Origin of the sequence: Verrucomicrobium spinosum DSM 4136 = JCM 18804, from assembly GCF_000172155.1 — a bacterium.
Taxonomy (GTDB): domain Bacteria; phylum Verrucomicrobiota; class Verrucomicrobiia; order Verrucomicrobiales; family Verrucomicrobiaceae; genus Verrucomicrobium; species Verrucomicrobium spinosum.
This window is the reverse complement of record NZ_ABIZ01000001.1, coordinates 6023534-6037478: the sequence shown is the minus strand read 5'-3', so window position 1 is coordinate 6037478 and position 13945 is coordinate 6023534. Positions and strand designations below refer to the sequence as shown.

General features: G+C 60.4%; 11 protein-coding genes. 4 read left to right on the top strand and 7 right to left on the bottom strand.

Translation table 11 applies throughout. The annotated features are described in order from the left end of the window. Positions 1-24: 24 nt before the first annotated feature. The 4 genes from VSP_RS24475 to VSP_RS24460 form a co-directional block, all read right to left on the bottom strand. Positions 25-972: a hypothetical protein gene (locus VSP_RS24475; RefSeq protein ID WP_009964013.1), complete on the bottom strand. Its 948-nt coding sequence runs from the start codon at positions 970-972 to the stop codon at positions 25-27. Between the two features lie 132 nt (positions 973-1104). Continuing rightward, on the bottom strand, positions 1105-1812 hold the full coding sequence (locus VSP_RS24470; protein ID WP_009964012.1) for a glycosyltransferase family 2 protein: 708 nt from the start codon (positions 1810-1812) through the stop codon (positions 1105-1107). A gap of 73 nt (positions 1813-1885) precedes the next feature. Further along, positions 1886-3028: an ISAs1-like element ISVsp7 family transposase gene (locus tag VSP_RS24465; RefSeq protein ID WP_053332335.1), complete on the bottom strand. Its 1143-nt coding sequence runs from the start codon at positions 3026-3028 to the stop codon at positions 1886-1888. Between the two features lie 131 nt (positions 3029-3159). Further along, positions 3160-4206, bottom strand: coding sequence for a glycosyltransferase family 39 protein (locus VSP_RS24460; protein ID WP_009964010.1), 1047 nt, complete (start codon positions 4204-4206; stop codon positions 3160-3162). Between the two features lie 90 nt (positions 4207-4296). On the opposite strand from VSP_RS24460, the gene VSP_RS24455 reads away from it, so the two are divergent. Both VSP_RS24455 and VSP_RS24450 read left to right on the top strand, forming a co-directional pair. Beyond that, on the top strand, positions 4297-5049 hold the full coding sequence (locus VSP_RS24455; RefSeq protein WP_157211036.1) for an outer membrane lipoprotein-sorting protein: 753 nt from the start codon (positions 4297-4299) through the stop codon (positions 5047-5049). Positions 5050-5117: 68 nt separating this feature from the next. After that, complete coding sequence (locus tag VSP_RS24450) at positions 5118-7685, top strand: bifunctional serine/threonine-protein kinase/formylglycine-generating enzyme family protein (RefSeq protein ID WP_009964008.1); 2568 nt, start codon at positions 5118-5120, stop codon at positions 7683-7685. A gap of 703 nt (positions 7686-8388) precedes the next feature. Here the strand turns inward: VSP_RS24450 and VSP_RS39980 are convergent. Both VSP_RS39980 and VSP_RS24440 read right to left on the bottom strand, forming a co-directional pair. Continuing rightward, on the bottom strand, positions 8389-9546 hold the full coding sequence (locus VSP_RS39980; protein WP_009964007.1) for a L,D-transpeptidase: 1158 nt from the start codon (positions 9544-9546) through the stop codon (positions 8389-8391). 209 nt (positions 9547-9755) lie between these two features. Beyond that, complete coding sequence (locus VSP_RS24440) at positions 9756-11270, bottom strand: glycosyltransferase (RefSeq protein WP_009964006.1); 1515 nt, start codon at positions 11268-11270, stop codon at positions 9756-9758. A 298-nt stretch (positions 11271-11568) separates the two neighbouring features. On the opposite strand from VSP_RS24440, the gene VSP_RS24435 reads away from it, so the two are divergent. After that, positions 11569-12483, top strand: coding sequence for a hypothetical protein (locus tag VSP_RS24435; protein ID WP_157211035.1), 915 nt, complete (start codon positions 11569-11571; stop codon positions 12481-12483). A 9-nt stretch (positions 12484-12492) separates the two neighbouring features. Then, positions 12493-12966: a CYTH domain-containing protein gene (locus VSP_RS24430; RefSeq protein WP_009964003.1), complete on the top strand. Its 474-nt coding sequence runs from the start codon at positions 12493-12495 to the stop codon at positions 12964-12966. A gap of 100 nt (positions 12967-13066) precedes the next feature. Here VSP_RS24430 and VSP_RS24425 read toward each other — a convergent pair whose 3' ends face one another. Continuing rightward, on the bottom strand, positions 13067-13870 hold the full coding sequence (locus VSP_RS24425) for a TerC family protein (protein ID WP_009964002.1): 804 nt from the start codon (positions 13868-13870) through the stop codon (positions 13067-13069). Positions 13871-13945: the final 75 nt, after the last annotated feature.

Genomic DNA, 13945 nt, shown 5'->3' with positions numbered 1-13945 from the left:
GCAGGGGTGGGGAGTTCGTGGAACTTACTCCCGCCCCGGCCAGACCGGTTTGCGGTTCTCCAGGCAGCTGTTGAGCCAGGCCAGCATGCCGGCGAGGCTTTCGTGCTTTTTCTTCAGGGCGGCGAGGTGCAGCCAGTCCAGGTGCGGACGGGAGGTGCCCACGGAGAGCCGCTGAAACTTGAGCAGGGTCTGGAGCGACTCAAACTCTGATGCCGTCATACGCCGGATCTCATCGGGGCCGGGCAGCTCGTCCAGGAGGGTGAGATCGAGCCCGAAGCTGGTCACGCCCACGCCATACTGGTGGCCGAGGACGCGCAAACTTTCCACGAGGGCTTCATCGCTCACCTTGTCTGCGATCCAGATCTCACCGTGGTTGGCCCAGCGGGTGGCGCTCATGGCCTGGAAGAAGTCCGCGTTGCAAGTGGCCAGCGTGGCCTCCAGTTTCAACTGCACGGCGGAGAGGCGCACGGTGGTGACCCCGAGGTGCCGCTTGAGGCTGAGCATCGTCTCATCCAGACGAGGCGTGTCGTCGTTGTCCGTCTCAAAGTCCCAGTCCGTCACCACCACGTCCGGCAGCTCCCAGTTGTTTCCCGGAGGCTCTGTGAGGAGGTACGGGTAGCGGGCTCCGTTGACGCAGTGCCTTTCCACAATGGCCCGGAATCGGGCAAAGCGCATGCTCTGTAGATCCTGCACATCATCGATCTGACTAAACATGCCCAGATGAGGTGCTCCGGAACGCGACTCTGTTTTGCCGAGCCGCATGTAATACCCCTGCCCCTGGTCCACCTTCGCGATTGGGGAGGCCGGATCATACGAGAGGATGGAGAAGTGGTAGCGCAGGGTGGCGTCGCTGTACTCATCCCCCAGGCGGAACCGGACAAGACGGATCAACTCGGTGCCTTTGATGGCCTCCGCGGGATCTGAAGGAAGGATTTGCGGCAGGATCTCCCGCAGCTGTTCACGTAGGCTCATGGATTGGAACAAACTATTGCCGAGAATGCTGACTGCTGGAGTTGAGTCAAGAACGAATCCAACGATGCAGTCAATCAACTCCTGTGGGCACAGGGAGCATCGGCACTGGCACTAACGCTGTGATGGAGGAGGTTATCTCTCCTCGGCATCAATTTTTACCATCCGGCTCAGAAGCCAGCTCACGCCGACCATGTCCTTGGTGGCGCGCCAGGCGCGGTTGGCAAAGGTGTACTTGCTCACTCCATGAATGCGGGGGCGGTGATTCACGGGCACTTCTGTGATCTTGTAACCGGAGTGCCGGATGAGCGCGGGGATGAAGCGGTGCATGCCGTTGAAGGGCAGCAGGGCGCGGCGGCACTCACGACGCATGGCTTTGAGTGAGCATCCGGTGTCGCGCACGCCATCTCCGATGAAGCGGCTGCGCACGGCATTGGCGATCCGGCTCTGGAGGCGCTTGAAGGCGGTGTCCTTCCGCTTGGCGCGGTAGCCGCAGACGAGATCGTAGCTACCCTCTTGCAATTTGCCTACCAGAGCGGGGATGTCCGCGGGATCATTCTGGAGATCGCCGTCAATGAGGACGATCACCTCCCCGCGCGCGGCCATGATCCCGGCATACATGGCGGCACTCTGGCCTGAGTTCTTGCGGAAACAGATGAGGCGCACCTGATCGGACTTCTGCACGTGCGCGGACGTCGCGTCGGTGCTCCCGTCATCCACAAAGACAAGTTCGTAAGAATGGCCTGCCAGGGCCTGGCTGAGCTGTCGCTGAAGTTCGGCGACGTTCTCCTCCTCGTTGTAGAGGGGGACGACGACGGAAATCTGCGGCTGGATGTCTGGCATGGGCGGCTATCCCTGCCGTGCGGGAAGGCGGAGGCAAGCGAAAAGTTCGTTGCACCCTGAACATGACCAGGGCTTACGCATGAAGGAGGCCTAGCATTTGGAGCCTGAAGGCCGGGTCCATGGTGGCGATTTTGCGCTTCCTGCGCAGGCTGACTTTTGCTGGGTGCCGGTGCAGGGTGGTGATGACCATTTCGCGCAGGATGGTGAGGTTGTGGGCCGCGTTGCGGTCCCTCACCTGGCAGTGGTCCTCATTGAAGGTCACATCCAGCACCCAGTGGCAGCGGTTTTCAACACTCCAGTGTCCGCGCACCAGTTTGGCAAGGCGTTCCACATCGGCTTTGAAGCTGCACAGGAAGTAGTGCACCTCTTCCAACGGCGGCCCATCGTGGCTGCGCTGCACCTGGCGGCGCACCTGTGCCACGCTTTGCAGTCCGGCCCATTTCCAGCTCTTGTGGTACCAGTCAAGTTCCTCAGTGATGGTGTACTCACGTCTTTCACAGCGCCCGTGGGAGAGTTCCAGCGTCACGCTTTTGCGATGGTGGGAGGGGCTGAGGTCCAGGCGCTCGGCTTCCGTGAAGTGCTTTCTTACAGTCTCATGAGCCGTTGGGTGGTTGGCCTTGAGTGCCAGGACATAATCGGCCCCTGCCCCGGTGATTTGCTCGGCAATGTGAGCTTGGGTGCCCATGGCATCAATGGTGACGGTGGCCCCTTTGAGTTGCAGGCTTTCCAGCAGACGGGGAATGGCCTCAATTTCGTTGCTCTTCTCATGGCAGGTGATCTGCCCGGCGCTGAGGTGGTAGTCGTCCACCCAGGCCCGTAGTAAATGGACCAAGTGCCTGCCGGTTTCAGCGTTGTGAGTGCCGCGCAGAGCTTTGCCATCTATGGCAATATGTCTGCCCTCAAGGTCGCCACACCAGCCCGTGAGCACCTCAAGCAGGGCCTGCGGTTGTATGGCCATGAGCACATTGCGAAACACGTCGTGGGACGGAGCCCCATGCTTCAGAGGAAGAAAGCTTTGCAGCCACGACAGCTGGCTCTGGGCAAAATCCCCCATATCCAAATAGCTTTCGCCATCGCAGAGAGTCGAACAGAAAGCGATGATGAGCACCTCATCAATGCGATGACGTACTTTGCCAGCCTGGCGGGGATCATGAATCTGGGCAAATTTGGCCCGGAGGGCTTCCAAAGTGCCTTGAGGAGGAAGGGAGTGGGTCACTCTCCCAGCTTAAACAGCGGTGCCCTGTAGAAAAATCATATCGTTAAGAGATGTTAAGTTTTCTCACTCTGTTCATGCGTAAGCCCTGGAACATGACAAGCTTGTGAGGTGACCTGAGGATGCGGCTCTGATCAAAAGGGGAGGATGAGCCAGGTGCCCTTCACCAGCCAGCAAGACTGGGCTGCTGCGGCCAGCACGGTGAAGCTGCGGATTCCCACTTTCAGGCGGGGAGGGGCGGGCTCATAGGTGAGCGACAGGTAAGCCAGCAGCATGCAGGCGGGGGCGAGCCAGGCACCGCTGCCGCTACAAGGCCATGGGAGGCTGCGCCAGATGAGCATGTCCAGAGTGAGCAAAGGCCACATGAAGGCATAAACAAAGGCCATGTGGTAGGTCATGCTGCGCCTCTGGGCACTGCGCACGAGCACCCAGCCGAAGGCGATGAGCAGAAGAGGGGTGCAGGCTACGAGCAGGTGCAGCACAATGTCCACTCCATCGAAAGCGGGTGCCATGGGCAATGGGTTGAGACCGGCCCATCCATTCCGGGAGTTTCCCAGATAGAACAATATGATCGCCACCACGAGAAAGCCGCTGAGAACGGGGAGCACCGGCCACTTGGTCAGGGCCCGGCGGCCCCGCTGGGTGAGCGCCATGCTGGCGCAGCCCGCGACGCCGAGCATGGCGAAGCGCCAGTCCACAAGCGACAGGGCAAGCAGACCGCAGCCCAGAATCCACCAGTACAGGTGCCAGGGGTGGGTGCGATGCAGGGCTAGTCTGAGCGCTGCGAGCACGCCCACCGACCCGGCCAGCCCCAGGGTGGTGGGGGTCATGGTGGTGGCGGCGATGTTGACGGCGGGAACTACCTGGAAGAGGAGCAGGGCCCAAGACGCCGTGGTGTTGTCGAAAAGGCCGCGAGCCAGTTCCCAAAGCAGCCAGCCAGCGGCAAAGATGATCAAGGGGGAGAAGAACCGCACGCCGAAGGACCCCGCTCCAAAGGCGGTGGTGCTGATCTTCACCAGCCATGGGAGCAGTGGGCCGAGCCCCTCATGCCACGCCAGAGGCTCATGGGCGCATCGCAGCACATACTCTTCCAGAGACGTGAGGCCGGACATGGGCAGCAACAGGCTCCGCGCCAGGGTCAGGATGACCATGGCAGGCAGGAGAAAACGTTGGCGGTTCATGCGTTCACGTGCAGACTTTCTGGCAGGGCCTTTGTCTTTGAGTAAATGCTCACGGCTGGCTGTCAAAAGCCGCCTCCAACAAAAGTATCCATGACCCCCCGAATCTTCTTTCTCGCGCCGTTAATTGCCATCCTGACCTGTAGTCTGGGGGTGATGTTGCCTGTGGGCAACGTCCGTGCCCAGCAACCTGCCGCCGCAGACGGGGCCGACAAGGTCAAGGCGGGTGAAGACATCTTGCGCCTCGTCCGCATGAGCCAGGCTCTCCAGGACCTGAAGAATCTCAAAGGCAAGCTGCGCAACAACGACACGGGTGAAGAAGTTCCCTTTGATCTGACCATGTCTGACAATGTGATCCGCTTTTCTTTCATGGGCGGATCTAAGGAGATCATCAATCTGGATCTCAAGGAGAATGGCACCAAGCTGACCCGTACCAACAGCTCCGGCAAGGTGGAGATGCCGGTCTCGCTCTATTCAGAGACGGTGAAAGGCACCCATCTGAACTACGAAGACCTTTCCATGCGCTTCCTGTACTGGCCCAAGCCGGAGTTGGTCGGGGCGGAGAAGGTGAGCTTTCAAACCTGCTGGGTGGTCCACGTCGTGAATCCTGACAATCGTGGACCTTACCGCCAGGTGCGCATCTGGGTGGATCAGGAGAGCGGCGCGATGATGAAAATGCGGGCCTATGACCAGCAGGGGAAACTTCAAAAGGAGTTTCTGGTCCGTAAAGGGCAGAAGTACAAGGACGCCTATATCTTGAAACAGATGCGGGTGCAGTCATATGACACGGACAAGAACAAGGTGAATGGCATCACCTACCTGGAGATTGAAGATCCTGCGGGCTGAGGGCAACTTGCCCTGTGGGCCGGTGTTGAACAAACTCGCATGCGGCTGCGTAATGTGACCAAGGAATTGTGAACCCAACTACTTCCAGCGATCGCAGCCGCCCCCGCATCCACGACCATGAGACCCTCCGTCTGATCGGGCGCGGAGCCTATGGCGAGGTGTGGCTGGCCCGTGGGGTGACCGGGGCACTGCGGGCGGTGAAGGTGGTCTGGCGGGCAGACTACGATTATCCCGAAGCCTTCGAGCGTGAGTTCGAGGCGATCAAGCGCTATGAGCCTGTCTCTCGACGGCACCCTGGGCTGGTGCCGATCCTTCAGGTCGGACGAAACGATCAGGAGGGTTTCTACTACTATGTCATGGAGCTGGCTGATGACGTGGAGCGGGGGAGGGACATCAATCCTGAGACTTACCGCTCCCTCACGCTGACAGCCCGCATGCACAAGACGAAGCGGCTCAAGGCGGCGGAGTGCCTGAAGCTGGGGGAGACGGTGGCGGATGCGTTGCACTTTATGCATGAGCACGGGCTCATCCATCGCGACGTGAAGCCGTCGAACTTGATTTTCATCGATGGGGTCTGCCGATTGGCAGACATCGGGCTGGTGGCGTTGCTGGGGCAACGCAGCTTTGTCGGCACGGAGGGCTTTGTCGCACCGGAAGGGCCGGGGACAGCGCAATCGGACATTTTCTCGCTGGGAATGGTGTTGTACGAAGCCAGCACCGGGAAAGACCGGCTGGACTTTCCGGATCTGCCAAGCGCTGAGGAGTCGGGTGAGGGCATGGAGCAGTGGCGTCTCCTTCATCGGGTGATCTGCCGGGCCTGTGCTCAGCATGCGACGGAACGATATGCCTCTGCCCAGGATATGGTGCTGGCGCTTCAGGGGCAGCGCGTGCCCGAACGCGGCGCGAGGCGCAAACAACTGATGATGGCGGGGGCAGCGCTGGCCCTGCTGTTGGTGGGGCTGGGAGCTTGGGTGGCACGACAGGAGCCTGTGAAGGCCTCCTTGCGCCGGGCGGAGCCGTTGCTGAATCTGCGCACCGATCCGTCGGGGGCGGAGGTGTACTCGAACGGGCTCAAGCTGGGGGTCACGCCTTTGTCGCTGAACCCATCCGAAGGCGTGCCGGCGATCTATCAACTGCGACTGGCGGGCTTCCGATTGCAAGAGGTGGAGCATCGGGCGGACAAGAAAGCGCCCACCACCTATGAGTTGAAGCTCGAGCCTTCCAAGCTGCCGCAACCGGGTGAGCGGTGGGTGAACAGTCTGAGCATGGCCTTTTTGCCGCGTCAGGCGGGGCATGCGAGTGAGCGGCCGGTGGAGATGAAGGCCTTCGATGCCTTCCTCAAGGCCACAGGACGCCCCTTTGAGGGTCGGGTGGTGCCGTATCTGCTGCGGGGAGAGAAGAATCCGATCTACATCGTGGTGGTGCCCCCCGGCGATATTGAGGCGTTTCGCTACTGGCTGGCGGATGCGGACCGCTCCAAGGGATTTCTGGCCAACGAACATCATTACGAGATCGAACCCCTGCCGTATGCGGAAGGCGGGGGGACTCCGCCAGATCTGGATGGCGTGCCGGGTGTGGACAACAACCGGGACGAGCTGCGGGAGGGGCTGGCGTTCTCCCTGCGCGTGGAGCGGCAGGGGTATGGCAGTGTGCTGGTGCGCACCAATCCCAGCGGGGTGAGGGTTTTTCAACGCGACGAATTGCTGGGTATTACCCCGTTGGAGCTGCCTCGCGTGCGAACGGGGGATGTCGAGTACGAGCTCAAGGGTGAGGGGCTGACCGATTTTGTGCTGGAGGGGAACGTCAGTGAAAATGAGCTCCTCGAACTCTATGCCGACATGGAGGCTCGCCGCAACGTGACCTATGGGCGGGAGTGGCGGAACTCGATGGGCCTGAAGTTCATCCCCCTCGGAGACATCTTGATGGCCGCCTTTGAAACGCGGCGGCGTGACTACACCGAATTTGTGAAAGCGACCAATGCGCGTCGGCCGGGCACGACCCCCGAGCAGCAGAAGGGGGCGGCCTTCCCCGTTGTGGCAGTGGACCGCGCTGAAGCACGCAGCTTTTGCGAATGGCTCACCCAGAAGGAACGTGAGCTGGGGTTGATCGAAAAGCGTGACCGCTATCGCCTCCCGACGGACGAAGAATGGAGCCGGGCAGTGGGCCTGCCGCTCGAGCGCGGACGTGATCCCGCGGAGCGCAATAGCCGCATCCGCGGCGTCTATCCCTGGGGCTATGACTGGCCGCCTCCGCGTGGGATCGACAACTTTGCCGACGAGGCCGGGGCGCGTCGCATGAACCTCACGGCGACGATTCCCAACTATGATGATCGCTATCCGGCGCTCGGCGTGGTGACGTCGCTGCCTATGAACAAGAAGGGTTTCACCGGGCTGGCTGGTAACGTCAGCGAGTGGGTGGACACTGACTACGACAACGCCGCGGCGAAGCAGGCGGGGGTGCCCCCGATGGGCACGGTGCGAGGAGGTAACTGGCGCACTTCGAATCCCGATGAGCTGCTGTCTTCAGCCAGGATGGCCACACCGGTCAATGCCCGGCGGGATACAATTGGCTTTCGGATGGTGCTGGCAAGGGATGGGGTGGTGGAAGCGGGGAAGACGGCGGCAGCGGAGAAGTAGGTGGGCGGGCGTGGGCGAGCTTGCTTGTGGCTGCACTTGTGAAAGTGCGGAGGGGCGGCGTGGCCTGGTGGCGTGGCATGGTGGGGTGAGCGGGGGCGCTGGGTGGCGCGGGGCCTGACCGCGTTTTTACAAACGCAGCCACGACTGAGGGGGCCGAGGAAGGGTGTTTGGGGCTGCACTTGTGAAAGTGCGGGGGGCGAGGTGGCCTGGTGAGGGGGGGCGAGGGGGTTGGGTGGCGCGGCGGGGCCTGACCGCGTTTTTACAAACGCAGCCACGACTGAGGGGGCCGTGAAAGGGTGTTTGGGGCTGCACTTGTGAAAGTGCGGGGGGCGAGGTGGACTGGTGAGGGGGGGCGAGGGGGTTGGGTGGCGCGGCGGGGCCTGACCGCGTTTTTACAAACGCAGCCACGACTGAGGGGGCCGTGAAAGGGAGTATGGGGCTGCACTTGTGAAAGTGCAGAGGGGCGGCGTGGCCTGGTGGGGTGAGCGGGGGCGCTGGGTGGCGAGTGGCCTGACCGCGTTTTTACAAACGCAGCCACGACTGAGGGGGCTGTGAGAGGGAGATTGTGGCTGCACTTGTGAAAGTGCGGAGGGCGACGTGGCCTGGTGGGGTGAGCGGGGGCGCTGGGTGGCGCGGGGCCTGACCGCGTTTTTACAAACGCAGCCACGAACGCATCTGTGGCAGTGCCGAAGTTGAGCCCTAATCAGGGCGTGGCGGCGGCGACCTTCTTCTGGGGCGTTGTACGCTTGGATTTCAACACCACCGGGGTGGCGGGAGTACCGCTGGCTGCGGAGTAGATGACTGTAGCCCCGCTCTGGAGACGACGGGAGGCAAAGTTGCCCGCGCTGGATTCGCTGCCGGGGACGGGAGCTTCTTCTTCAGAAGCGAGGACGGGTGAGGGGGACCCATTGCTGGGAGTTGCGGGGACTGCTGGGGCGTGAGCAAAAGCGGCTGACGCTGGGTCAGGTGAAGAAGGTGCTACGAGATCATCTTCCGCATTGCTGCGGCGCAGCATGTTGCCAAAGTTAAAGAGAGACCGCTTGGCGGGGGGGGCATTGTGGGCCGCCAACACCGGAGCAGGGCTGGTGGGGGCCGCCTGACTCCCAGGAGCCAGAGAGCTGGCTGGAGCGACTGAGGCTGGGGCAGGCGCAGTCTGCTTCGACTGGGCGAGCATGGCCTCTGAACCCTCAGGCTTGCCAAGGGGTCCCTGCATGTTGGGATTCGGGCTCAGGAAAATGGGAGGGGCGTTCTCCGGGGAGGCTGGCAGAGGGGACGGCATGGCCGCCGGGACATGGCCAGGAAGCTTGCCTTCCACCACAAGGACATTGGAACCAATGCTGGTGCGGTCGAAGACATCCATCACATCTCTGGATTTCATGCGGATGCAACCGTAGCTGACGGGCTTGCCGATGTTGCGTTCTTCAGCGGTGCCGTGGATGTAAATGCAGCGTCCGTAGGCGTTCTTGTTCTGGGATTCCATCCCGCGCAGCCACATGATGCGGGTGACAATGGGATCACGGCCCGGGGCGTCAGGCTTGAGCACTTCCCCAGTGAGCTGGCGGCTCTTGAAGACGGATCCGGGCTTCACACCCTGGCCGATCTTGGCTACAATCTCATGCCGCCCGAGGGGGGTTCCGTAGGCTCCGGGTTTGTCATTTAGTCCAAACTTGGAAGTGGAAACCGGATATTCCTTGAGACGCGTCCCATTGCTGGAGTAGAGAGCGAGCTTCTGTTCCTTCACGCTTACGACCACATTGGCGTTCCGGTCCACCTTGCTGGTCGTGCACTGACTCAGCAGAGTGGCTGTTCCTACAACCCAGAGTGAACGGGTCAGTTTGGAAGACAGGCGACAGAAGTTCATGCACGAGGGCCGGTAATTCACAACTGGGGGGCGGTAAACTAGTTAAGCGAAGTTAATGGAATTGCAAGCTGGACGACTGGCTTCCAACCTGCGCCATAGGAATGAATGGCGGCGGATAAGTGCTCCGGAAGCAAAAGTTGCTCAATTTTTCCATCAATTTCGCACCACCGCTCCCGTGATTAAATACGATAGCGAAATTTGTGCCAACTTCAAGCAACTGCGGGATCTTGGGAGGGTTCCTCCGGCGGCGTGGGTGGGAACAGAGTGGGGAAGCTCCACCATTTGCTCATGGATCCGACCACGACATAGAGGAATCCGAACTGGAACATGGCCAGGAAGGGGACTGACATCCACTGGCCTTTGATCAAGGCCATGACCACCAGGAATGAGAAGTACCCGGCAAGGGCAAACTCGATCCAGAAGGTGACGGAGCGGGCAGCCTTGTATTTGCTGCGTTTGCGCACCGGAGCGGTCTGCTGACCGTACTTGGGCGTGCGAACGAATTCGGACTGCTGGTTGAAGAGCGCCTCCAGAACGGCCTTGCCATTGTTGATGGACATCCCGATGCCCAGTGCCAGCAGGAGGGGCAGGTAGGGGAGGGCTCTGAGCCAGCCCCAAGGGCGCTGGGCACCTTGGGCGGTGAGGTAGAATAAGATGACCGAAAGGCTGGCGAAGAAGAAGACGGGGAGGTCCAGGAAGACTGCTTTCTGCCAGGAGTTCTGGAAGATGAAATTGGCGGGGTACATCAGGATGACCACCCCAAACATGAGCAGGTAGGCAAAATTGGCGGCCAAGTGAGCGGTGGCCTCCAGTTTGACGGAGAGGGGTTCCTCACTGCGCCAGACGGTGCCGAGGATCTTCTTGCACACCTGGATGCTGCCCTTTGTCCAACGGTGCTGCTGGCTCTTGAAGCCATCCATATCTGGCGGGAGCTCGGCGGGGACGAGGATGTCTTTGAGATAAACAAAGCGCCAGCCCTTCATCTGGGCCCGGTAGCTGAGGTCCATGTCCTCTGTGAGCGTGTCATGCTCCCAGCCGCCAGCGTCGAGAATCGTGGACTTGCGCCAGATGCCTGCGGTGCCGTTGAAATTGAGGAAAAATCCACCGCGGCTGCGGGCAGTCTGCTCCAGCACCAGATGGCCGTCGAGCATCATGGCCTGAAGGCGGGTCAACAGGCTGTCGCGCTTGTTGATGTGTCCCCAGCGTGCCTGCACCATGCCCACTTTCTTGTCGCTGAAGTGGTGGATCATCTTCTGCAACAGGTCCGCAGGCGGAAGGAAGTCGGCGTCGAAAATCAGGAGAAACTCGCCCTTCGCGGTAGGCATGGCCTCTTCCAACGCGCCTGCCTTGAACCCCGTCCGATTGTCGCGGTGGCGGTATTCCACATCGAAGCCGCGGGCGCGGAGACGGGAGGCACCGTCTTCGCAGACCTGGGTGGTGTCGTCGGTGGAGTCATCCAGGATCTGGATTTGCAGGAGGTCCTGCGGGTAGTCGATCTGGCTAACAGCATCCAGCAACTGGTCCACCACGTGCATCTCATTGAACAGCGGGAGCTGGATGGTGACGCGAGGAAGTGTCTCAAAGGTGCTGGTGACCTGGGGCTCAGCCTTGCGGTGACGCCAGTACAGCCAGAGGATGCGCAAACGATGGGCTCCGAAAATACTCAATCCCAGGAACACGGCCACATAGCACACGAGCCAGAGGGTCACATTCCAATCGGTCATAAAGAGATTTAGTCGTTGAGGCAGAGCACGAAAAACGGAAACGGAAGGATGTTAAGGGCTGAGGCGTCGTCAAGTGGCATTTCCGACGCAACAAATTGCCCCGTCGGGGGTGGCTACCCCTCCCTCCAGCAGGAACTGTGCACAGGTTGGGGTAGTTCTCGATTTTGGCCAAGACTTCGACAACACTTCGAGGCGAGCCGTGTCGAATGCAGCTATGCTTCACACTGGCCGTCCGCCATCCCCTGCCTGCCATGCAGAAAAATTGGCAATCCTGAAAAGTCCGCCTAGGATGCGCGGCATGAGAACATGGTTTGAAGGCAACGTCAGTCAGCGCTTCGTAGGCGGTCTGCTGATGGCGTCAGTGGCGCTTGGCGGAATGGTACAGGCCCAGGAGAAGGATAAGGCCAAGACGGGCAAGGGCAAAGAGGAGGCAGCTGGCAAACCAGCCAAAACCAAGGCTGCGGTTCCTGAGGATCTGGTGGGCAACGAGCACATCCGCGAGGAATTTGGCGTCAACGAGTTTACCACGCCTTCTATCCGAAAGATTTTTGACCAGCTGGACGCCCTGGGCACGCTGCCCTATGACCAGCTCAAACGCCCGATCAGTGACAAGGCACCATCGGATCGCGTGCTCATCGCTCTCGGGCTGGGTGTGTTGATAGGGGACGGCTTTCTGGTGGTGCAGTGTGAAAAGATCGAGGAGATGGACAATGTGGGCCGGGCCCTGCTGAAGTACGCCAAAGCCCTGGGGGCAGGCATGCGGATCAACAAGCACAGCCAGAGCCTGCTGGAGAACAGCATCAAGGGCGACTGGGACACGCTGCGCAAAGAACTGGCGTCCACCCAAGCGGATGTGGAAGCGGAAATGGTGCTCCTCCGTGATGCCGACGTGGCTCATCTGATTTCCTTGGGAGGGTGGCTCAGAGCCTTTGAGATCAGCACGCAGGCGGTGGCCTCAAATTACAGCGAAGAGAAAAGTCGCAACCTGGGGCGGGCAGACATCGTGGAGTATTTCCTGGCCAGCCTGGAGTCTCTGCACCCCAATGTGCAGGAACAGCCCTACATTAAAGACTTGCACGACGGGCTGGCGGCGATGCTGCCCCTGCTGGATGTGCCGGAAGGAAAGGCCTTCACACTCCCCGAGGTGAAGGATTTGCAGGAGAAGGCCAAGCTGCTTTCCCTCGTGGTGCAGGAGCAGCTGCCCAAGAAGTAGGGCCCGAACATGGGAGTTGAGATCGAGAGAAAGTTCCTTGTTTGTTCCAATCTCTGGCGGTCCGGTCCTCCTGGGGTGGCCTACAGGCAGGGCTACTTGTGCCGCGACAAGGAGCGTACGGTGAGAGTCCGTCTGGCGGGCTCTCAAGCTTACCTGACGATCAAAGGTGCCCGCTCCGGACTTTCCCGGGCGGAGTTTGAGTACGCCGTGCCTCTAGCAGATGCGGAACTGATGCTACAGATGTGTCTGCCTCCCCTCATTGAGAAGACCCGGTACCTCCGGGCACATGGAGGGTTTATTTGGGAGATTGACGAATTTCACGGGGACAATGCCGGACTGGTGGTGGCAGAGATTGAGCTGCCGTCAGAGGACGCTCCATTCGACAAGCCTTCCTGGGCGGGGGCAGAAGTCTCCCACGACCCCAGGTACTTTAACTCCCGGCTGGCGGAGCATCCCTATTCCGAATGGGGAGGAAATCGTTAGCGGGACATGGAGTTCGATGTGCGCTCGAACTCCGAATTGCCGCCGTGAGGGATCTGATGTGGCAGGACGATCGGAAAGTCCGCCGCCAGGGAAGCCTGGTTTAAGCCGACTTGTGGGGGATTTCCGGGTGCTTGGCGGCGTGGCCTTTTTTACGGGAGGCGCGGATATTGAGCAGCTCCACCATGATTGAGAAGGCCATGGCGAAGTAGATGTAGTTCTTGAGGTGGAGGTCATGCGCCTTGGCGGGGGCGAGGCCTTCGATCATGAGCATCACACCGATCAGGATGAGGAAACTCAGCGCCAGCATCTTGATGGTGGGGTGACGGTTGATGAAGTTGCTAACGGCTCCAGCGAAGACCATCATGAAGCCCACGGCGATCACCACGGCGATGACCATGACCATGATCGACTTAGCCATCCCGACGGCTGTGATGACGGAGTCCAGGGAAAACACAATGTCCAGCATGGCGATCTGGAACAGGATCATGCCGAAAGCAGCACCCTTTGCCGCCTTCTTCTCCACATCTCCTTCAGGGTCACCCTCGATCTTGGCGTGAATCTCGTGCGTGCTCTTGAAGAGGAGGAACAATCCGCCACCAATGAGAATGAGGTCTTTGCCCGAGATGCCATGACCGAAGACGCTGAATAGCTCGTCCTTAAGCGACATGACCCAGGTGATGGAAAACAGCAGGAGAATGCGGGTGACCATTGCCAGGGCGAGACCAATGAAACGGGCGCGGGGCTGCTGAGCTGCTGGCAGCTTGTCCACCAGGATGCTGATGAAGACGATGTTATCAATGCCGAGCACGATCTCCAGCACCGTGAGCGTCAGGAGGGCGATCCATGCTTCGGGTTGCGAAACCCAGGAGAAGTCGAAGAGGGGGAGGGCTGCCAGGAGATCCATGCGCGCGAGAGTAGGGAAGATGATGCAGACTGCAAACGACAAACTGAAAACTTACCCGGAGAAATCCTTGGATAG